The sequence below is a fragment of the Nocardia thraciensis genome, assembly GCF_054782435.1.
In genome coordinates this window covers 49,548-73,445 of the sequence record NZ_BAAGSM010000009.1, presented here as the reverse complement: position 1 = coordinate 73,445, position 23,898 = coordinate 49,548, and the positions used below count along the sequence as shown (strand labels likewise).

General features: G+C 67.3%; 5 protein-coding genes. 1 reads left to right on the top strand and 4 read right to left on the bottom strand.

Annotation, left to right across the window (positions count from 1 at the left end; genetic code table 11):
* The first annotated feature begins 75 nt into the window (after positions 1–75).
* On the top strand, positions 76–291 hold the full coding sequence (locus ACYVLQ_RS02670) for a three-helix bundle dimerization domain-containing protein (protein WP_460695748.1): 216 nt from the start codon (positions 76–78) through the stop codon (positions 289–291).
* Here ACYVLQ_RS02670 and ACYVLQ_RS02665 read toward each other — a convergent pair.
* The 4 genes from ACYVLQ_RS02665 to ACYVLQ_RS02650 all read right to left on the bottom strand — a co-directional run bounded on the left by ACYVLQ_RS02665 (position 288) and on the right by ACYVLQ_RS02650 (position 23,743).
* Positions 288–1,445 carry a hypothetical protein gene (locus ACYVLQ_RS02665; RefSeq protein ID WP_460695747.1) on the bottom strand — a complete coding sequence of 386 codons (1,158 nt, stop codon included), beginning with the start codon at positions 1,443–1,445 and terminating at the stop codon, positions 288–290. The two genes, ACYVLQ_RS02670 and ACYVLQ_RS02665, sit on opposite strands and share 4 nt — an antisense overlap.
* Positions 1,442–2,266, bottom strand: a complete 825-nt coding sequence (locus ACYVLQ_RS02660) for an EamA family transporter (RefSeq protein WP_460695746.1) — start codon at positions 2,264–2,266, stop codon at positions 1,442–1,444. The genes ACYVLQ_RS02665 and ACYVLQ_RS02660 overlap by 4 nt, the downstream gene beginning before the upstream one ends.
* Positions 2,267–2,382: 116 nt before the next feature.
* A complete protein-coding gene (locus ACYVLQ_RS02655) occupies positions 2,383–3,321 on the bottom strand; it encodes a prephenate dehydrogenase (protein ID WP_460695745.1) in 939 nt (312 codons plus the stop codon).
* 250 nt (positions 3,322–3,571) lie between these two features.
* Positions 3,572–23,743 (bottom strand): alpha/beta hydrolase, encoded by a 20,172-nt coding sequence (locus tag ACYVLQ_RS02650; RefSeq protein WP_460695744.1) that lies wholly within the window; start codon positions 23,741–23,743, stop codon positions 3,572–3,574.
* Positions 23,744–23,898: the final 155 nt, after the last annotated feature.

Genomic DNA, 23,898 nt, shown 5'->3' with positions numbered 1-23,898 from the left:
GTATATTGTTGCGAGCGAGAGCAGGCGGCACCGCGACGTCGGCGCGGCCACCCCATCAGCCAGATAAGGATCGCCATGCAGAATGACGCGGCTGTGCAGATCGACGCCATCATCGAGCGACTCGCCGCCAACCATCCGGAGGTCCCCTCGGCCACCGTCGCGGCGACCGTCGAGCAGTTCCGCGAACAGTTCTCCAACTCCGCGGTCAGGGATTTCGCCCCGCTGCTGGTCGAACGCTGCGCGGAACGGGAGCTGTCCGGCATACCTCCCAGACGCCTGCGACGACGTTAGGACGCCACAGCCCCGACGCCTGCGGGCCGACCGTTACGGATCGCCGTCTTTCCGGTTGGGCTCTCCGCGCGGAGCAACTCCCGGTACAGGTACGCGATGGTCCGGGTGGCGGAGTCCTGTTGGTGCTCAGGCGTGTTCGTGAGGTGGTCGAGTAGGTCACCGGCACGCAGGTAGAGCTGGTCCAGCGCGTCGAGATAACGGCCGTCGGTCCATCGAACGCGCGCTTGCGCGCAGCGGCGCAGCAGCACCACGTCGGCGGGCGGATGGTGGCCGTGGTTCGGTCGCCCCCGCGGTGTGTGCAGCCAATGCATCTCGGCAACGAGGAGCCCGGGCAGCAGGACTCGGAGCATGATCTCGTCGGCGTCGACGACCGCGGGTCGCCGCTCGTGCTCCGCGACAATCGCCAGCGCCCGCGCGATACCGGCCAGCTCCTCGAACGTCGAGCTCGACATCCAGGGCCGCAGCCCGAGATGGTTCGCCCGCTGCTCGAGCTCGGTCGCGGTCGGCAGCACCACGTCACGGCGGGCCGAGGGTCGTCGCGGGTCGTACACCACCCGGGCGATATCGCCCAGAATCGACCACCACAGTTGGAAATTCAGCTCCACGTGCCCCGCCGGCGCCACCTGCTGGTGGCCGGGTGGAAGCGCCATCACGGCCGCGCGCTCGGCCAGGTCCGGCGCGGTCAGCATCCCGAGATCCACGCGAACACCGTTGTCGCGCAGGAACGTCAGCATCCACCACAAGACGTAGGGCTGCAGCCACTGGCGGCCTTGGGAACCCGCGTAGGAATCCCGGAACAGGTGAATCAGCCGGTCGGGGCGGCTCAATTCGTCTCCCCGCACAGTGACGGCACGGCGCGGTGGGAGCTCGCCGATCCGGAGCCCTGATTCGCCGTGCGACGGCGGAGTATCGGAGCCCCCGCGCCGCGCCGGTCGCACGGTGCACAGCGAGAGGATCGAGACGGCCGCCCACGTGCCCTCCAAGAGCAGGAACCCCCAGTCGTGGCCGTGGACCGCGAGTGCGGCCAGCAGCGACGACCCCGCCGCGTTGGCGGCGAGGTAGCCCACCGACGAGTCGTCGGTCAGGCCTCGCTGCGCGGCGATGAATCCGCTGAGAAGCAGTAGCGCCCCGGCGATCTGGAGAAGCTGGCTCATCGTCGTGCCCCTTCCCGAGCTGGCTCGGCGGGTCGTACGGACTCGCTCGGACGAGCGAGACCGGCGAACTGGGCGGTGAGCACGAGCATGATCCCGATCAGCTGTGCGAGCCGGAGGTGCTCGTGGGCGAATGCCCACCCGAGGGCGGTCGCGACGACCGGACCGAGCAGCATCAGCCGCGACGCCGTCGTCGCCTCGACGCCGCGCAGCAGTCCGCCGAAGAACAACGCGAAGGCGGTCGCCGTCGCCGCCGCGGAGAGCCAGACGGTGGCGCTCAGCTGTCCTGTGGTCAGCATCGGCGGCGCGCCGTCGGTGAGCACGGCTACCGGCAGCAGAACCAGACCACCCGCGATCATCTGCCACGCGATCGCGCTGAGCGGGTGGACTCCTGTCGGCACCGCCCACCGACGGGTCAGCACCATCCCGCACGCCGAGAGCACCGCCAGGGCGGCCGAGGCCGCCACGCCGACGGCATCCAGCGCCGTCTCGCCCTCGAAGACGAGCAGCGCCACTCCCGCCAACCCGATCGGCGGCGCCCAGAAGTCCCGCGCGCTCACGCGCTGCCCGAGCACCACCAGCACCAGCGGGACGACCAGGCACTGCGCGGCGGCGATGGTGGCCACGACCGCGCCGGGCAACCGATGGGCGGCCACGGCCTGCAGCGCGAAGAACCCGCCGAAATTCAACGTACCCAGCAACAGCGACCGCGCCCACCAGACACCTGTGGGCAATGCCGGGCGAAGCATGAACAGCAGCAACCCCGCGGGCAGGACGCGGTAGGCCGCGTTCCACACCGCCGTATCGGGCAACTGAGCGATCATGAGAAACGCCGTGCCGAACAGACACGGCCCGACCGCCGAGGAGAGCAGAGCGGTGTCGGGTCGCTGACCGGCCAGGCGACTACCGAACGCGGGTACAGCGTGTCCACTGCCGACAGTCATCGAACGACCGCCGCACCATCGGGCGGCAGCACCGCCGACGATGGCGGTATCGGATCGAAAAGCGCTGCACGCCCGGCATTTCCGCGTCTGAGCAGAGCACTCAGAGCTGCGGGACTCCCGGACAGAGCCGCCCCCGCGGACAGCACATCAGCGGCCACCTCGGACAGTACCTTCGATACCTCGACAGCATTCGCGCGCATTATCGCGGTCCACAGGTCGGCGTCACCGGCGGCAATTCGAGTCGCGTCGCGGATACCGGCGCCGCACAGTCGGAGGACGGACGTGTCGGCCCCGGCGAGCCGAGCGGCGAGCAGCGCCGAAACCAGATGCGGGACATGTGATGTGCGAGCGACCGCGCGGTCATGATCGGCAGGCGCCATCAGCACCGGGCGGCCACCAGCCAGGACGACGAGGTCCTGGATCGAACGCAGCACATCGGCCCGGGTTCCGGCGACCGGGGTGAGCACCCAGACCCGGCCATCGAACAGCTCGGCCGATGCCGCCACCGGACCCGAACGCTCGCCACCGGCCATCGGGTGACCGCCCACGTACGTGGCGAGGTCGCAGCGGAGCCGTTCGGCCTCGGCCAACGGAGCCGACTTGACGCTGGCGACGTCGGTGTACAGGCGCGAGAGTCCCCTCGTCTGATATTCGGCCAAGACTGCCGCTACCTTGTCCGGCGGGACCGCTATCACCGTGAGGTCCACGGCCGCGGGCGGCAGCCCCGGGACTCCGGCTCCCCGCGCCGCGGCCGCGGCCACCGCGGCCGGATCGGTGTCGTGGAGGTAGGTGTCCACACCCTGTCTGCGCAGCGACAGCGCGACCGATGTACCGATCAGTCCGGTCCCGATCACCACCACCGAGCGGACGGGTATGTCGTCGACCGCGGTGGCACGTGACCTGTTAACGGCAATGCCAGTTTCCTCGATATCCATCGCGAGACCCTCATCTGTTTGCGATGCATTCTCGGGCGACCGAGTGCGCCCGAACACCGGGAAAATTACACCGCCCGACCCGGGACTGTCAGCGCTGTCGAGAAAATCATTCGGTATGTCGGTCCCGATTACCTATCTATTACCGATCCGGCCACCCAGCCGTAGGTATACTCCATACCCTCTCGCTATCGTTTCCGCAGGAACGAGGATGCGGACTTGCCGCGAAGTTCAGCGCGAAAATGGTAGTAGATCAAGGGTTTCGAGGCGCTATCAATGCACGAAGCTCTTCAATGAGATCTTCTACATCTTTCGGACCGAGTGGGACACTCTCGATCCGACTCAGCGCGGTATTCTTGTTTTCGGGTGTGAATACTTGCGTAGCGGTGACCAGATCCGGACTCTTGAGAAAAAGAGTGAGAACCTTGGGCGTGCGGGGGCGCACCGAGTGAATATCGGTAGGCCACCGCATGAAAAGCTTTCCAGGTTTATGGACAACCGTCTCGAACGGCACCAATCGCACGCCCGCCTCATCGGGGTCGCCCGCGCCGGGACCACCCCGGAATATCCTTCTGACGTAGGGCCCTTCACGCAGGCCGGCGGGCGATCCGGGAAACTGCCTGTACCTTATTTCCTCGAGATCCCCCACCAACGCCTCGGAGGCGAATCTCCACATATGCGAGTGCGGATTCTCGGCCACATGTTGCTTTTCGTGGTAGCCGTGCAGCCGCAGACTTCCCAATCCTTCGAGTCCTTCGATCACAATCTTGAAGAATCCGTTGTCATGGATATAGGATCTATTCGATATCCTCACCAGGATATCGTTGTCCAAGAGTATCTTGCCGAGGTATTCGCGCAGAAATTCAGGATTGCTGCGCAGGACCGTCAAGGCGGCTTCCGTATCCGGCACGCCATTCTTGGCGCGGCTACTCGCAAGGGCGAACTTCAGCAGATCTTCGGCGCGCAGTCCGTCCGGCACCCTAGGAATCAGGATATTTCGTTCCGGTGTGTACAGTTGCGGCGTGGGCGTCGATGACGAACCACGGTCCACCCGAGCAGCTTCGACTCGCCTGTCCGGCCGAGTGTGCTGTGACCAGGGCGTTGATTTTCTCGGCGACGGCGGCACGGCGTCCGCAGCCGTGCCGCCGCTATCGGCTGCCGATAGCGGCGGGAAGACCGCCGGGCCGGACAGGGGAACTATTTCGCCCGAGGGGTCATATTTGACGACGGCAAGGCGATTCCCCCTGGGCGGAATGGCAGTATCCGCCGGGCGCCGACCGTAGGTATACGCACTGTCGACATCATCGGCGGTGTTGTAGAACACGAGTTCTTTCGGGCCTTGCCCGCGGGACAATACCGCCGTTCCGGCCGAACGCGAAGGGTCCATCGGCGACGCCTCGATATCGGAGGGCCAGTGCACCACGGCATAGGCCGTCCCCGGAGGCTCGGCCGCCAGTCGCTGCTCCAGCAATGCCCAGTCGGCGATCTCACGAAAGAAGCCATCCGCGGCACGCGGCGCACGAGGCGACAAGGCCCTCCGGTCTCTGATCCTGGCCATTTCCGCAGCCGCCGCGCCCGGATCGGTTGTCGCGCGCACCCTGTCGAGCGCGCGCTGAAAGCCCGTCGCGGGCGTCTGGTCGGAAGGATCGTCCGGCGGACGACTACCGATGGGGCCGCTCGGGCGATCCGGCTCGGACGTTCCGGCGATAAGCTCCCGAGCCAACGCGGTCACGGTCGGTGTGAACGTGGGCAGGCTCGCGATGCGTGCCGGCTCCTGCCGCGGCGATGGGGCGGATCTGATCCCGACGGGGGGTCCCGCGGTGAGCCGGTAGGTAACGGCGCCGGTGACCGCGGAGGCGAGCAGACTGCCGGTCTCGGCGTCGATCGGACCGAGCGCACGGGTGAGATGCGCCACGAGCATCGACCTGTGCCGGTCGTGCAGCGGCCGCGAGCCGAGTGCGGGCAGGTGCAGGTGCAAAGCCCGCGCCTCGTCCGGATACAACGCCAGGGCATTGAGATACGCGTGGATGGCGATCTCCAACCGCGGCCGCCCATCATCGTGGTCGTTCTCACTGACCTGCAGGGCCACGGCGCACGCGGCCCGCAGGCGTTCGATGGCCGCCTCGATGCCGTCTACCCGTTCGGAGCGCGGCGCTCGAGCACGATCCGGGGGCGCCTCGAGAGCCATCGCGGCATATCGCCGTCCCGCCGTGGCCGCGACCTCGACCGCTGTTGCCACGCCGTCCCGCAGGAGCGCGGCGAGGGGCCGATGGAGCGCCGGGAGGCCCTCGACGCCCTCCGACACCGCCGAGTCGATGAGCATCCCGTGTATCGCTGCCACGATCGCTCGGCGCGCCACAGTCATCGGCATGCCGAGCATGTTCGGCAACATCGCGCCGATCGCCTCCGCCACGTCCGTGTGATGGGCGGCACGCTGTGTCGAATCGAGGGCAAAGCCTTCGATCAGCAGTAGTCGCGACGTGGCCGGGCGAGCGGCGAGCGCACCGAGAAGGGCGCGCACGGCCACGTCGATACGAGCGGCGCCACCCGACTCGGACACGGTGCGCACCTCGTTGACGACCAGTCGCCTCAGACTGGCCAGGGCCTCGGAACGGGCGGCGACAAAGGCGTCCTCGATGCTCGCGAAGTGTTCGTCGAAGGCGGTGCGAGGCATGCCCGCCCGGTGGCAGATGTCCGCAACCGTGGTTGCGCGGAATCCCCGCGCCGAGACCGTGGCGACGAACGCTCGCAGGATGGTGCCGCGCTGATCGACCGCCGATCGCTCGAACAACCACTCGTCGTCGTGCACCGCCGCTAGCCGAGCAGACAGCGGCAGCGGATCCCGGGATGGCGCGAGTTCGACGCCCGCGCCGTCCATGACGGCTCGACGTACCGATGCGTCGCTTTCCATCGCGTCGGCGACGGCGAGTATCCGTTCGTAATCGGTCTCCGCACCGCGCGCCACCACCTCTCCGCCCTCGAGCGTCACCACGACGCGCGACGGTCGGATCACCCGCGCAGGAGCCGGTTCGGCGTTCCGCAGGGCATGCATGAACATCCTCGCGCTACGTTCGCGGGTGTACGGCTCCGCCAGTTCCTGCAACCGCCGGGCCGCGGCCCAGGCGCCGGGCACATCGTGGAGGACGGAGTCGAGCCCCGCCGCCCAGGTTCCGACCGAGGGCTTCGCTCCGAGCGGCTGTTCGACCAGGTTGAACCGTGTGGCCTCGTCGCGATACCCGGCGAGGTCGGAGAGGAATCGGCCCGCGCCGCTGGACGATGGCACCAAGACCGGTACGCCCTGCTCGATGGCCTCGAGCGCGACGAGGCCGAACGCCTCGGCGCGCGAGGGCATCACCACGACCGTCGCCGAGCGGATATCCGCCCGCAAGGTCTCCCGGTTCGCGGTACGCGGCGCCACCATGACCGAATTCGGATCCCCGATCAGTTCGGCCAGTTCGGCCCGGGCCGCGTCGAGGCCGCGCCGCGGGTAGCCCCGCACGATCAGTTGGACGTCACGACCGCGATCGCGCAGTTGCCGTACCGCGCGGGCCAGTTCCACAACCCCCTTCAGCGGGTCGTCCACACGACCGAACACCAGGATCCGCGCGGGTTCGCCGGGCGGGGGGACCGGCGGCTGTTCGGCCACTTCCAGCCCCGGCTGCAGTTCATGGATCAGGCCGCGTCCTGCCATCGCCGCCGACGACAGCGCCTCCATAGCCAGCACCGGTCCCAGACCGGCCACCAGGTCCATTCGCCGTGCGAGAAACACATCGGCCGCGACCATGGCGCGGCCGCGTGCCGGGGTGTCGCCGAGGGTGTTCCACAACATGGGGGTCAGATGAAGGATCCGGGCGAGCTTCGCGCCGGGGTACTTCTTCTCGGCCGCCAGCGCAGTAGCGAGGCCGTCGGTCGCATTGTGCACGATTGCCACGTCCACCGAATCCGGCAGTTCGGCCCAGTCGGACAGCATCTGCTCACGCATTCGCGCAAACCGGTCGGTCACGCGAGGACCGATCACCGTCAGGCCGGGTATCGGCGGACTGGGGCCCACCTCAGCCGTCCGGACGATCACCTCGTGCCCGACCTCCGCCAAACTCCGACACAGCACCATATTCAAAGCCGCCATCCCGGTTCCGCCCAGCCCCCACCTATTGCAGAACACCAGGATCCGCTGCCGGGTGAAATCGAGCCGGAGGCTGTACCGGACCTGCCCGTCCGAGGAGGGTGCGGCGGTGTCGACATCGATGCGGCAGTCCATCTCGGACAGGGTTCGCCGCACGTCCTCCGCCGTCGTCTCGGCATCGGGATCGGTTCCCGTGAAATCCAGTCGGACGAGCAACCGCCGCCGATTGTCGGGGGCCCGGGATGTGTCCACGGTGAACACCGCGTCGTCCCCGACACGGGTTCGAATACTGTCGGCGACACGCTGAATCGCTTCGAGGATGTCCCGGGACGTCGCCGCGGCGGCCGACTCGGGCAGCCCGGCAGCGACGGCACCGGCGAGAGCATCGGGGTCCGCCGAGTAGGCGTCCGGTCCGACCATCACCCGCCAGCGAAATCCGCTGTGCCACACCGGCTCCGGCGAGTCCAGGCGCGGCGGTGAATCCGAGCGGTCCGGAGGACGCGCACCGATCGGCCCGATCGGTCGCTGTACTCCGTCATCCCGCTGCTCATCGATCGCACCGGGCCCGGACAACCGCAAGCCATTACCGAACCGGTCGAACGCCATTGCCCAGACCGATGTCACGCCCGGAACCACCGCCGACTCGTCCCATTCGTCGAAACGATTCCGCCCCGGATCCTGCAGAGCAACGAAGCCGTCGTCGCCGCGCTCGTCGCATCCGTACTCGAGGCGGTAGACAAGACCGGGTGTCTCCCCGAGCACCACAACCGAAACCCCGTCGCGCTCCGCCGGATCCAGCTGCGCGAGCAACCCCATCAGGGCGTCTGTCACCTGATGCTGCGGATGTTTCGAATGTTCCCGATCAGCGGAGAACCGCTGCGGTCGCTCATCCGGCCTCAAGGCCCGCGGGTCCTCCTGACCATGCAGAAGAGCCGCATAATACATCACCGGCAAACTCGCCGCGCCCACGTGCCTCGGCGCCCGGATATCCGACCTACCAGTCCTGCCCCGATGCACCTCCAGAACCGCCCGGGCCCACTGATCGGGAGAAGGCGGGGCGGCGGGGCGATGCTCATCGACCCCGGCGAACGCAACCCGGATCTTCTCCGTCGCTCGAGTCAGAAGTTGTCGGGCATGACCGGACTCGATACCCAGCCGAGCAGCGGCCTCCGGCACTGTCAGACCCTCGAGGTGACACTGGTGGACAAGCGCTGCCGCGGTGCTGGATTCGGGCAGATCCGCGATGGCTTCCCAGATGCTGAGCTTCCCGACGACCTCATCGGCCACGGCAGGGCCCGAGTCGGGAAGGTCGTACTCCAGATGGACGGAGGTACCGGCCTTCGCGTCGATCACCTTGTTTGCAGCGGCGACTTCGGCCGATGTCATACCGAGCGCGTGCGATATTTCTGTGTCATCGGGCTCGGTCCCGGTTTCCTGAACCTTCCTGTTCCGGTAGCTGTATACCCGCACTACCCGTTCTCGCGTCCGCTTGTCGAGATTGGGAAATTTCGCGTCGAAGTACAGCCGCAGCAGTGCGCCCTTACAGCGGGCCCATGCGTGAGTGCTGAACGGAAATCCCATTGGCACATGATTTACGATCGCGCGAAGAATCTCGTCCCGGAACCGCTGTTCCAGGTCAGCCGTTTCTTCATAGGGCGTTCGCCAGCGCCGGGCGGCGGCGTGCGCTATATATAGATAATTTTGAGCGATCTCGTCCCTCTTGACCTTCTCTTCGGGCGACCCCGGCTCGGTGGCGATCAGTTCCCAGAATTCTTCGTCCTCCGCGCGTACGGGTGTATTTTCGATGCCCCGGAAGCGGCAAATCGCCACACGAAGAGTTTCGGCAGGCACGCCCAGCCCATGCCTCCATCGGCGCAGGAGGCCGAGGGAGTTGGTGCGCCCGAGTTCCGCAGACCCTAATGTGCTCGGGTGGCGGCCGATGATCTCCGCAAGCTTTCGTTGCGTGAGTCCACGGTATTGCCGGACAGCCACGAGCCACTCACCGATCGTTCGATACACCGGGTCGGCCGGGTCCGGAAGTGGGCCGCTGGGTGGTGTCCGCAGAGTTTCGACCGCCGATCGCATCGTGCTATCGGGAATATCGAGCGCGTCGCCGAACGCTTGCAGGTAAGAATCGGTGACGACGCCACCGTTCTCCGCCGCGACCACTCCGTTGAAATGCCGGCTCATTCGGTGGGCGAGTTCCCGAACAGTGAGCCCTCGGTACTGGCGAACGGCTCTCAGCCACTGTGCGATCGATTTGTAGACCGGATCCGCCGGATCGGGAATTTCATCACCGAAATAGTGAGCGAGTTCCGGCTTGAAAATGTTCACCGCCGCACGGAGTACCTGGCCGGGAACAGCCAGGGCCACACCGAACCGCCGGAGAAAATTGGGGGTCACGCGGAAATTTCTCTCCACATCACCGATCAGACTGGTGCTGCAATTCATGCGGTCCGCAAGATCCCGCCTCGATAGACCTCGGCGTTCGCGAACCGCTATGATCCAGTCACCGATGGTCTCGAAGGCCGGGTCGGCCGGATCCGGAATTGCATTTCCGAAATATTGTTCGAGCTCGATCGCCAACAGACCGGTCAGTCGGCGTATCACCACCTGCTCCAACGCCATGAGGCTATCGGATGAAATCCCTATCATCGATGCGGCCCTGGGCACACTGACGCCCATTTCCAACCGCAACTCCAGGCACCTGCGCTCTCGTCCATCGAACTCACGCAAGCAATTCAGCACCGCTTTGCGATGGAGGAGCAGAGCATCACGAGCCAGCGTCGAGGCCTCGTCGGCATTCAAAGAATCGACTCGCGCCAACAACTTCCGCAATCGAGCGGGGCGCTCCAGGTCACCGGCCACCATCAGCGAAAGGCGTATCAGAGCCCGCTTTTCCAAGCCTTCCAGTACATGGGAAGGCACACTCATGAGCAATGCGGCCTTACCTACGCTGACGCCCATCTCCAATCGCAACTCCAGGCACCTGCGCTCCCGCCCATCGAACTCACGCAGACGATCGAGCACGACGTCGCGATGGGCGAACAACGCATGTCGGACCACCATCGACAACTCATCGGCGTCGAGAGTTTCGGCGCGGCCAAGCAATTCGGCCAACCGAGCACGATCGGGCGCGACAGCGCGGCTCGACGGGCGTTCGTGCCGCGCGAGCGACGGGCCGTCTTCCCTTCGTCCGGCAACCAACTCGAAGGGAAGCGGTCCGGGAGGGACGGGGGCTACTCGCAGCGGATCACTCGCGGCGGTGCCTAGAAATATTCCGTCCTGCGACTTCGGACGGAGGATTTCCGTCGCTCCGTCCAGGAGCACCTGGCAGTTCCGGCACGACGGATAGACCTCTTTGTTCGCGGTGCGCACGGTGCAGTACACGAAGTCGCTCAGGGCGGGAGTTCGGCCCGACAGTGACGCGAACCAGAGCGCTTCGTTCATCGCGTGCGTCTCTGCGCAGTTCCCGGCTGGCCATTCCTCCAAGCTCTCGGCAGGCATTCGTTCGGCGAGCAACGGGTGCAGGGGTTTCGGCGGGCCCACTCTGATCTTTCCGATCGGCGGGTTTCCGATGTGGTAGGTATTGTTCTTCCCGAAGAACACCCCGCCACTCACCTTGTCGTACACGGCCGAGGCCACGCTCTGCGGACGTCGCCCGTACATTGTGTTCCGGCGAATAATCTCGTCGGCGTGCGTGCGTGCGAGCTTCAGCAGGTGTGGCGACCGGTCGAGAGTCGCTCCTCCGTTATCGTGTCCCGAAACAAGGAACCGGGCCTGTTTCGCCGTTTCATGAGCATCGGCAGCCTCCGGCCGCGGCCCCGGGGCGATCGCGGTGTCCACCTGTCCCTGCGAGTTGTAGACGATGGCGAATCTATCGCGGCCGCCCGGTGGGCCGCCGGTCTCGAGCCGGTGCCTCGCGCCGTAGCGAACCAATGGATCGCGCCATTTGACGACACCCGGTTCCGCGCGATCGTGGAACCACAATTGCGCATGCCCCAGGCCGGTGCGCGCGTCGCCCGTGACGACATAGGCGCCGGCGCCGGGCCCCAGGGCGAGCAGCCGACCCGCCAAGTCCTGCCGGGTATCGAAAGGTTGCCATTGGTCCGTCCCCAGAACAGCTTCCAACCGCCCGGTGACGGTTCCCCCGAGTGCGGCCTCGGGGCTGAGGCCCAGCGTGGCCAGCCTCCGCTCCACTGCCGCGCTGCCGTTCTCTTCAACCAGATACCCGACGACAAGCGGTGCGCAGTTGATCGGCGCCGGGATGCGGGGCACGTCCGGAGTGGTGGAGTCGCCCGCGCCGTCAGGCTCGGGCCGCTGCCTGCCCACCGCGGGCCGATACAGGCGAGCGGGTCCTCGGATCGGGTGGCGCGCCACGGTTATCGCGTGCGGTTGCGCGACGCCGGGTACTCGAGTGGCGCGGAAGCTGTTGTTCCGCAATGCGTTCCATTGCCGGGACAGTTCGCCGGGCCCCATCCGGACGATCCGGTCGAGCCATTCCCGGTCCGGCTCACCGCGTCCCACAGACCGGGCGCCGGGCGCTCTGGTGTCGCTGATGCCGTCGTCGTAGCGGTTCGATTCGGGATCGTACGGCCGCGCGCCGACGCGGCGGCCGACCAGCGACGGTTCCGGCGTGGGTCGGCGATTTTCGACCAGCACGATGGTGTGGATCTGGTCGGCGGCGATCCGGGCACACTGAGCCAGACACTCCGTGGGCCGGTCCTCGGCAGTTTTGGCGAGGTAGCCCAGGTGCACCTTCACTCCGCTGTCGAACGCCTCCGTAGGCTCGGCGGCGATCCGCTGAAGCACACCGGCGGGATCGATGCCGTGCCCCAAACCCAGGATCCTGGCGAGCCAATCCACGTAGCGGCTCATCGAATCCGCCTGATCACCACCCCACAGGGTGACCGGATCCCGCCACGAACTCGCGGCATAGAAGTTCTCGGCGGGGATTCCGGACTTCGCCACCGTGTCGCGCGGCATACCCGGCGATCCGAGCAGCACAACGGACGCGACCTCGTCGGCCAGCAGACCGGTAGCCAGCGCGAGACATACGACCACGCACCCGTAGCTGTGGGGACGCAGATGGTTGCGCGGCAGGTTCGTCGTGTCGTTGAAGGATCGAGTTGCGTTGAAAGCCAACAGATCCCGTACGAAGATCTCATGTCCGATCCGTGCCCGGTTCGGCGATGCGGCTTTCACGAAGCCGATCTTCATCGGTCCGGTCGGCGCGTCGTAACCGATCCAGACGACCGCCGCCGCACTGAGGTTCGGGTCGGCCCGGCGGGTTTCCTCGTAATGATTGCGCGCGCCCTCGAACTGGACGGCGAGCGACCGCAGAGTCGTTGTCGTGCCGGGTACATGCCAGGACACCGACGTCGCCGTGTCCCCGTCGCCGAGCACGACCGCGACCCGGCCCTTGCCTCCGTAGGCCGCGGCCTCGTAGGACAGTACTTGTACCGGAGGATTGTCCGGCAACTTGCGCGCCTCGTTTTCCATGTGCGCCAAGTGGTTTCGAGTGCGGATCAGATTTCCGAACTGTTGTCTTTCGGCCTCGCTCAAAACGGTACGCAGCCACCGGAACCCGCGTCCGTGCGGACGACGGGCGATGAAGGCTTCCAGATCCCTGGTGATCGACAGCCGGTTGGCCAGATCCCGTACCCACACCGGCAGACCCTCGGCATTACCGACCTGGTGCGGATACCGCCGAATCAAGGCCTTCTGCACCATACTCAGCCGACGCTCCGGCGACGACCTGACGGACAATTCCGGTACCGGGCGCAACCGTCGCTCCGGCGAGGACCCGTCGGCCAGCTCCTGCCACCAGCGCGCCCGCTCGACAGTCAATTCCCCGGTGCGAGACAGCATGTCGGGCGCCTCGGGCAGCCGCAGCTCACCGGCGTCCGCGAAGCCGTTCGCCCGTAGCGCCGAGTCGGCAAGCCGCTCCTGTTCCTCGGTGAATCCGTGATCCACCGGAAGCTCGGAATCGTATTCCGGTGGGCGGCTGCCGACAGGTCCAGACGGACGGTCGCTGTCGGCACTGGGTGTCGCCGCTCGCGTCGGATCGGCCGAAATCTTTTCTCCGAGTTGGTCCTCCGCGCCGATTACCTCGGGTGTATCGAGGGCAAGCCGACTCTCGAGTCCGGTGCGCATGCTGAGTGTGGGCTCGGTGAGCCGAAGTTGCGGGAAGTCGCGGCCGAGCAGGGGCAGCAGGAACCCGCCGATCATGATGGCGGTATTCGCGCCCGAGCTGTAGCGACGCGGTACGAGGTCGAACTCCCCCAATGACCGGCGGAGTTGTTCGGTGGGCGCCTGGGCTTCTCCGGCGGAGTCGAACGGGACGAATCCTGGGCACACTCCACCGCGGTCGCGGGCACGGGATTGTCTCGATGTTCCGGTGATCACCACCGAGGTGACGGTGCGGTTGGCGGTGTCGAATTCGATGGCGAAGCGCGGTGGGTCGCGGGGCTCGGTGAAATCACCCAGCGTGGCGAACGTGACACCGGCCATGACGCTCAGGCGGCTCGCGAATTCGAGGACGCCGTGCTGGATGCTCGCCCACGACCAGCCCTCGATCACGTCCGCGTGCTCGGCGAGGCTCTCCAGATACCCGCGCAGCACGGTCTGCACGCTGCCCATATTGGTCGCGGCACTGAGCACTGTCGGGTCGCCCGGTACCGCGGACTCGTCGACCGAATAGGCCGGCAGACCGAACTCGGCACGCCGATGCGCCGGGATCGCGTCGAGGGTGCGCGCCCGATCCCGAGAGCGTTCGGACTTGATCGCCGCGAGGTCGCGCCACACCGGCCCGTCCATCTGATCCCAGACCGCTGTCAGATGTTCCACGGCAGCCTGCATGAAACTGTGTCGGCCGCCCGCACGGGGATATCCGTCCTGGCCGTGCATCACGTAGTCGTCGTCCAGCCAAGACGCCTTGTAACCCGGTTCCACCTGCGCGTACGTCGCCCGCAGAGCCGCCGTCACTTGCTCGGGGCGGCTCATCATCTGCTGCAACGCCATCTCGGTGAGTTTGTACTGCAGGCATCCCGACGCGATCGACCGCTCCAGCGAATACCGCAGGTACGCAAGCTGATCCGGTGGGAACCACTCCGTCAACCGCCGCTCGTCCCCGTCGACCTTCGACGACAGGGTCGAATCCGCGAACCGGCGGCCGATCTCGGCGATGGTCGCCCGCGCCCGCGCCGGCTCCGCGAGCACTCTCGCCAGCCCCTCCTTCGACAGTGCCCGAATCAACGATACGGCGGTGCGCGGAATCTGCGCCGCAGGGACCCATTCGGATCGGGCAGGCCCGGCGTCGATACCGACGTGGTAAGATCCCGAGTCCTCCGACCGTACGGTGACATTTCCCGAGTCATCTTGGTCTGCAATGGGTTTCAGCCGCAGGACGTCGTAGCCGGTGGCTCGCAGTTCGCTGCGGAGCTCCAGGTTGTGCAGGAGCATGTCGGTCAGGACGTCGTCGTGCCGACCTGGTTCGGCGATCGCTACCACCGTGGGCCCGGGCAGCAGGACCGTGTTCGGTGTTATCTGCCGGGCGCCGGGGTGGCGCCGCACCACGTCCGCGGCGACCGCGGCAACGGCGGCATGATCACGCCCGTCCTGTTCGGCCCACCATTCGGCCACCCATTCGGCCAGTTGCTCGACTTTCGCGCTCCGAGAGTCGATCTCGGCGGCCTCGTCGCGCAACCGGGCGATCTCGGAGGACCACTCCGCCCGGCCCAGCACCTCCGGGAAACGGATCCCCACCTCGCGCCCGAGCGTCCGGCAGCGCGTCTCCCACAACCGGCTCGGCCGGACGAAGGTCACCAGGACCGCACCGCGATCTCCGGATTCGTCCTGCGGACCACTGAAGACAACCTCGGTGAACCCCCTCCGGGATGCCATCTTGCCGGTGAACGTGGCACGCGCCGCATCGTCTGGCGACAACCGCTGCCGGATACCGGCGTTGAAGGACTCGAGATTGTCGGTGAGGCCGCGATTGGCCCGGACCCACGAATCCTCGATGCCGTGGACGATATCGCCCACCGCGTTCCACGCGTCCACGAACATCACACCACCGCGCGGCGTACCCTCGGCCGTCTGGACGATGTAGCGCATGGTCCCGGTCAGGTCGACCGCGTTCATCATGCCGACGGGGTTTCCGGTGGCATCGACATTGTCCTGTGCCCCATAGGAATTCCGGTACCGCAGGACCGCCGCGTCCTCGACAATCCACTCGGCCAGGTGGCGCATGGTCCGCTCGTACCAGATCCCGAAGCCCCGTTCCGTGAACTCGGCGGCGAGTTCACCGAGCCGATGCCACAACGGCAGCAGATCACCCACCAGCGCGTCGGGGACGCGCTGCAGTTCTGTCGCGCCGGTCCGTGAGAAGTACGTTGCCAGAGCCCCCAACTCGGCTGTCAGCCAGTCGAATTCGGGATTGCCACCCTGTTCGATCTGCCCCGCTGAATCGGAGGTGGCGGGCGCGAGAATCGCCGCCGCGAACTCCTCCCGTGCCGGAATCACCCGCAGCACCCGTTCCCGGCCGCCGCCTTGCCGTTCGGGACCGTCGTCCGGTGGACGGCTACCGATGGCCCCTTCGGGTCCGTCCGATCGGTCGCCCAGCTTCTTCATGCCGTACCAACTGGACCGTCTCATCAGTGTCGCCCCGAGGTCCGGATCGTCTCCGGTCAAGCTCGCGAGTTCGAGCGGTGTCGGGTACTCCTCGACCGGTCGGAGCGGGCCCTCGAAACGTGCGAGGTACCGGCTCAACAGCGCCGCATCGTTGTCCGAAACCTTGGTGCGAAGGATGGTGATCGCATCCGCGATGTTCTCGACGGTATCCTCGAGCTTCTCCTCCTCGGGGTCCCAGCCGAAGCCCGCTCGCGCCCATACCAAACCCCCGTCCTTTTTTGTATGTACGCCAATACGATCGACACCGGACCGGCGAAAATAGCTCTCCATCGCCGCCGTGTAAGCAGTGGCGAACCCCTTGCCGCGAAAGCCCTCTTTCAGCTCCAATTTCTCGTTGTATGCCACGATCTTGTGGTCCGCGTCCCGGTAGAACCGGCGACTGATGAAGCCGACCACGCGCTGGTCCGGCGCAACGATGTCAGCGTCCATCGTTATCCATTGGACCGCTTCTGGTTCACCCTCCCGAAGCCGCCCGATGGCGTACATCGCACGTGTTCGCCGTACGTAGTAAGGCCCGTATTTTCCCTCCAAGCCCCGCAGCGCGGCTGTCAGTGCAAGTTCATCGGCGTCGGCGATCTCCACATCGAGCAGATCGCCCAGCAGCGGGACGGCCGAACTGTCGGGGAGGTCGGTGGCTCGCGCGATCCGATCGCGGATGTCCTCGGCTTCGGCTCGCAGCGAGGTGAGTTCCGAAGCCAGGCTTGTGCATTCGTCGTCGGCCTGGACGATCGGGTCCAGTTCGATGAAGCGCATCGCGTCGGCATCGAGGTCCGGCGCGATCGGATCCGGATACGATTCCAGAAATCCCGGGTGCGATGCCACGAGCGCCGCGTGCTCGGCCCGCAGCCTCGGCAGAGCGGTGTCGATATCGTCCGATGTCACGTCGTGCGCCGCGAGCAACTCGTCGAGCGTGGTGAGGGTGTCCTCCAGTCTCGGGCCGATATCGCGCAGCCGTAGCCGCAGTTCGTCGTCGCGGCGCAGCAAGCCGTCCAGCGTGGTGAACTGTTCGGTGTCATCTGCCGCGCTGGCCCGACCGCGGCGAACAACGGCGTCGTTCCAGACGATTTCGCCGGAGGCGTTGCCGTACACCGAGTCGACCGCCCGCGCCGACTGTCGCGCCGCGACACGCACCACATCGCCGCCATCGCCCAGGCCGACGAGGTGGACGGTCGCATCGCCGGATGTCGCCTGCAGGCGCCGCGCCAGGTCGCTGCCAGCCCGGTCGCGGTCCGCGACCGTCTTCTCGTTGCCCGCCGCGTCGAATCCGAGCCGGGCGACCACGGCGGTGGCACGGTTCGGAACATGCACGGCGGCAACGAAATCGGCGACGGAACGGGTGATCTCGGTCAGCTCGTGCCACGCGCTCGCCGTCGGGCATTCCACGAACCACAACTCGGATGCGGTATCCGGGTTGCCGAATGCGATCACCGCCTGTCCCACCTGGGCGGCGTCTTTCGAATCTACTTGGGGGAGTTGGTTATTCAGCACATACACGGTCGGCGAGTGCGGCATCCCGGCCGCCCGGGTGTCGGCCACGGTCACCACCGACCCCAACAGATCGATCCCCCGCTCACCCGGCGACCCGAGGTCGGCCCGGTGCATGTCATCGAGCTGCTGCGCCGGCGGGATCGAGTCGGGACGTCTCTCGGCGCCGGCGCTGCCGGGCGGTGGATCGTCGTCTGGCGGGCGGTGGCCTGCTTTCGCGAACTCGTACCGCCGCGTCGGTCGTGATGATGCCGGTGCAGGGCGCGAGGGGAAAGGGATCACTGTGGCACTCGGCTGTGCGGCAGCAGCGGGGCCCCGGGGTGCGGAATCGGGAGGGACAAGCGCGCCCTCCTTGTCGAACTCGATGGCGAAGATTCGGCGGCCCTTCGTGCCGAGTCGCTCGATCTGCTTGTCCTGCTTGTCCTTCCACTCGCGAAACGGGACGGCCTTCTTCAGCAGTGCGCTCCGGCTCGCGAGGTCGGCCGGCGTGATCACCCTGCGTTTGGTACCGGCATTGATGTCCAGGACGACCAGTTTCGGCTCGTCGATCCGGTCACTTCGGTTGTGCAGCAACACCAGATGGCTGCGGATCGTGCCTTCGCTGCCCTGCTCCGGCAGTTCGGGCTGGTCCATCCACCGGTGGACGACCCAGCTGATACCTCCGGGTCGCGCTGCCAGCGACTCGGCTGCCTTGTCCAAGTCGTGGAATCCCCGGAAAGAGCCACCGCCGGAAGCCCATTCGATCTTCGCCGCATCATGGCCCGCCAACGGTGTGTCGTCCGGCATGTGATAGGCGTCTTGTCTTTTCGGGTGGAGCACTCGCATCATCGTCACGGCGTTGTTGACGCAGCCGTTCGGGTTGCGCTGATGGATGCCCATGACAAGGTCGAGCAGGTGGGTGAGGGCCAGGTATCTCGACGCCGCCGCGATCACAGGCGGGGCAAGCGACTCGGTCGCGGTGACGGGCTCCAGCAGTCGCACGGCAGCGCCGGTCACGACCTCACGGGCGGTGGCGGCGTCCACGGCCTCGGGTTGAATGCCCAGCGCGTTCGCGAGTTCGTCGCGGGCCTCGTCTACTTCGTCACCGACCCGTCGTATCCCCTCCGCCCCCGCGACCTGGTCGTCCGTCAGCTCGAGCTCGGCGGTCAAGCGTTGACGCCGGTGCGTCAGCTGGTCCAGCGCTTGTTCGTCGGACAGGCTCGTGTCGTGGACTACCGTCGCGGGCGCTGGATGGTCGAGCTGCTGGTTCAACGCCTCCACGACGGCAGCGGGGAGACCTGTCTGTAGCCGGTTCAGCGAATCCTCGTCGTGCTCGTCGTCCTGGTCGCCGAGGGCGGCCGCGACGGCGGCGGGGATTCCCAGCCACTGCGCCAGCCGGGCGTATCGCTGTGCGGGATGCTCTGGTCTCGAGGTGTCCGCGTCGGCGCCGTTGTGGTGCTCGGGTGCCGCTACGGGTGTGTGGATCGGTTCGGACGCGGACGTCGCGGACGTGATCGGGGCGGGTGTGTTGGGGAGGTGGGCGCGACCGGAGGACAGGAGGTGTTGTTCGACCGCGCGCAGTTGCGCGGGTGCTGTCTGTGTCCGCAGGACGTGTTCGGCTTGCTCGACGGCGTGGTCGGCGCGGTCCAGTTCGGCGCGGCTGTCCGAGGTGTCCTCCGCCGCGTGTGCGGTGGCGGCCTCGCGCCGTGCCGCGACGGCGTCGGTGAACATGACGACCTGTTCGGTGACGTGGTGGTTCTCGGCCGTGCCGTGGTAGTCCTCCGGCGAGAGATACTGCGTGAACGTGCCCGGAGTGCCTCCGTTCTCGCGGTCGGTGGTCGTGCCGCCGCGGGAGGCACGGCCGACTCCCTGCTCGAACGCCCGCTCCCCGCGCGAGGGCCCGCCGTCCATGCGGGCCAGGGTCCCGCCCAGGTCGATGGATTCCGGTGTCGGCTCCCAGTCGGTGCCGCGCAGGAACTCCTTGTTGACGAACGCGAGGGTGCCCGGCGCCCCCCACTCGTTCTTGATCTGATCGTTGGCCCACCGTTTGGCCGCCTCGCCGGTGCCGTGCTCGTCGGCGGTGTGGGCGTCGAGGACCAGGTACCGGAGCCCGACACCGTCGGCGACGGTCAGGGCGTGCACCGAATCGAATCGGACGTCGAGCCCGTAGTGGGCGGCCGCTCGATCGAGCATGGCCCTGACCACGTCGGCCGGTGGCGCTTGCGCGATCCGCTGCCGCAGCGCCGCTACCTCGTCGGCGGGGGCACCGGCGCGTTCGAAGGCGTCGAGCATCGGATGCGCCCGGGCCACGGCGTGCACATGTTCGTGGGCGAGCTGGTCGACCCAGTCGACAAGGCCCTTCTCGTGATCGAGTTTGTCGTGCCATCCGGTCAGGCGTAGCCGGTTCCCGGCGTCGTCGCGGACGTCGTCGCCTCGGATGTTCCGGTTGTCCATGTGCTCGCTGAGCTGGGGGCGGCCGTGCTGTTGGACCCCGACGATCACGCCGTTGTCGATGATCGGCGCCAGTCGCAGTTCGCCCACCACATCGCGTGCCATCGCCGCGAGCTTGCCGTGGCGGGTATCGAAATTGAGCGAGTAGTGGCGTTCCAGCTGCGATGCGTAGTAGGGCGGATTCTCCGGGACGCCCGCGATGCCGTAGCGCTCGTAGAGTTCGGCTTCGACGATCTTGAGCGTGCCGGAGTAGCCCGTCGGCCGCCCCAGGTAGCTGCTGCCGATGAGCTGGTCCACCGAGATGTACATGGCCTCCTCCGGCAGGTTGGCCTTGACCGGCAGCCCCTCCTTGAGGTCCATGAACTGGCCGACCAGCCCTTGGGTCCGCGTCTCGGTGCCCTCTTCCCGGTTCGCCTGCAGCTGGTCGTTGGTATCCGACGCCAGCAGCAACACCTTTCCCGGGCCGTCGGGGCTGTCGCCACGGCCTTCGATGTAGTCGCTGTTGCGCACCCGCGCCCACTCGGCCAGCGCGGCGCTGGTGTACATCTCGGCGTCGGCCGCGGTCAGCGGTTCCCCCGGCACCCGGTCGAGCTTGGCGATCGCCTCCGGGGTCAGCGTCGCCTGCCAGAATCCGCGGGTGCCCTCGGGCCTGCCGAAGTCCCGCGCGGTCAACCCGTCGGGCAGTCGCTGCGCCGCCTTGAACCGCTGCCAGACCTCCTCCAGCCGCGCGACCACCTCGGGGTCCTCGTCGCGGCCGGCGCCGGGCGACAGCACGGCCTCACGGCCGTCGACCACCGTGTCCATCTCGTCGAGGGTGTGAACCTTGTCGCCGCGCCCGCCGGGCAGCGGCTCGAACCGCGCGCCCAGACCGTGTCGCTCGGCCGCACCGTCGAGAGCCGCCTTGATCTCGTCCAGCGGCGGCCGCCCCTGTTTGTGTCGCGGGAACAGTTCCGCGCGCAGCGCGGTGACCTCCTCGTCCGACGCACCCGCCGCGCGAAGGCGATCGAGGAATGCCTTGCCCCGACGCAGCACCAGGAACTCGGCATTCTCCGGTGTGCCGACGAACATCCGGCCTCGCCCGGGCGTCGGCTCCGGGAAGTCTCCGTCGCCGGTCATGTCGGCCAGCCGGTAGGTATCCACTGGCAGCGCGCCGTGCTCGGACCTCGTGACCTGCTCCACCGCGCCGATCGTTTCCAAGACCAGCGAATCGCTGCTGGTCCACACATAAGCGACGCCGTGCTGGAGGGCGTCGTCGATCGTTTTCACGGTGGTCAGCAACGTCTTGCCCTCACCGGTCTTCATGTTGGCCAGCTCGAGCCCCCACGCGATCCGCTGCGTCACGCGCATGTCCTTGCCGGTGGTGAGTTCGGCCCATTTGCGCATGGCGAGGTAACGCTCCGCGCGGGTCCCCGCCACGATTCGGTCCAGCAGCGCGTGCGGCGATACGGGAACCGCCACCGGGTCGGACGGGTCTCCCGCCGACACCATCTCCTCGTAGTAGTCGGTGGCCAGCGCATCGGTGTCCTTCATGGCCCGCAGGCGTTTGTCCGACGCGGCACGGAACGCCTCGCCGCGGTCGGCCACCCCCGCCTCATACGCCGCGATATCCGCCTTACCCGCCTCCGACGCCACCCGGAACCGCTCGTCGATCGCCCGCACCCCGTCGGCCAGGAAGTCCCGCCGCGCCGTCCGATAAGCCTCCGTACGCCGCCGCAACTCCCCCTCCGCCGTCTCGAGCTTGGCCTTCGCCACCTCCTCGTGCTCGGCCAGCGCCTGCCGCCAATAACGCTCCCGCGCGACCACCTCGGACCGGAAAGTTCTTCTCCCCCACCGCGAAACCACTTCGTTACGTTCGGTCTCGGCCGCTTTCAACCGGGCGCCGTGATCGCCCGGCAAGGTTCGCAGCAGGGCCTCCCGCTCCACCATCGCTGCCCGCACCTGCGTCTTGGCCCGCTCGATGTCCCGCTCGAGCCGGGCGACGTGCGCGACCTCCGGCTCCGACCCGCCGCGGTAGCGCCGATACTCCTGTTCGTGCCGTCGCAGTGCGGCCCCCGCCGCATCGACCTTCTCCTGCACCGACCGGATGCTCTCACCCACATGACCACGGACGCTCGTCTCGTACACGGCGACCGCGGCCTCACAGGCGTCGCGACCGGCCACCCACTCCGTGCGCGCCGCCGCCACCGCGTCACGACCCGCTCGCATACGCTCACCGGTCTCGGACTCGACCCTGCGACGCTCCGCGTCGGCCGCCGCGATCGCCGCCTCCTCCTCGACCCTGCGCGCCTCGACCCGTTCCTCGACCGCCTCACTCACCGCCGCGTCATACGCCGCCCGCGCGGCCTCCACGTCACGCCCACCGAAACCCGACTCGGACTCGGACCGGCTCGCCGCCAGCCCCGCCAACGCCCGATCCAGCTCCCTACGAGCCTCCAGCACCCGCTGATCATCAACAGTCACCCGCTCTGCCAGCTCGGCAGCCAGCCTCGTCGCAGGCGTATCCGCCTTCGGAGAGACCGCGGCCCCGGCCGAACGAGTATCAGCCGGAACCCCCCGAATCTCCTGCTCCACCAGCCGCGGGGTGTCCGAGATGAGCTGCGACCGGGCAGCCTGCGGGGCGGTCACGGCCGCACCCGGGTGGAGGATGTCCGCCGACGCGTGATCCACCGAGTTCAGCGGCACATCCGCGGCCATGGGCACCGACGCGTCCGAGTCGACCGGACTCCCCGCACGCTCCCGTGCCACGGGATCCGCCGCGGTGGTCTCGACACCACCGCCGCGAGCCTGGTCCGGCCGGATGAACGGACCGCCACCATCGATCTCCGGCGCCGCGACCGCATCGGGCCGAGCATGAGGGCCAGCGTGGGCAGCCGCCATCCCACCGAATCCACCGTTGAGCAGTTCCGCCAGTACCTGATCGAAGTGTTCGGGCCACCCCGTGATCATCGCCGCCGCACCCAGACCCGACACCGCACCCGCGGTCCCCTGCACCAACCCCATCAACACCCGACTGGTCTGCACCCGCGGCAACAACCTCGGCACCAACCGCCCCGCCACCACACCACCCACCGCACCCCCCGCACCCGCCACACCCCCCGCCACCACAGACCTCACATCAATACCCCGCGGATTCTCACCACCAACCCCAACCACACTCAACTCACGATTACCCTCCACCACCTGCAAACCCTGCACACCACCATCGACCACCACCGGCACCACAGCCGACCTCCCCACCACCCCAACCAACCGCAACGGCCCCATCCCCGTCAGCTTCACCACCGTATCCGCCGCACCCCGCGCGAAAGCCTGCTTCAGACCCGCCCGCATCACCTCCACCTCCACACGGCCCTTCACCAACATCGACTCGACCACCGGAGCCGCCGCCACCTGCCCCGCCGGACCAGCAGCCGACGCAGCCACCAACGCCTTCGCGATCTGCCCCACCAACTGAATACCGAACGCGAACATCACACACAGCGTCTTCTCCGCCTCATTGGCCGCCCCATCCGCCTGATCGGCCAACACCAACGCCTCATCACGCAACCGCACCGCACCACTACGATGCGAACCCAACATCTCCCGCACCCGATCACCGAGCACACCCACCGAATCCTGCTGCGCCAGCAGACTTCCCGCATCCTCCGCATGACCATCCGTCGCCGCCGCCCACTCCCGCAACTGCGCAGCCATCCACCGCATCCTGGAAAAATCCGCCCGCGGCAAATCCCCACCGAACACCACCGTCTCCACCACATCCCGCACACCCGGCAACACATCCCCCAGAGACTCGAAAGCCTCCCGCAACCACACCACCGGATTCAACAACGACTCCTCCACAGCCGCCG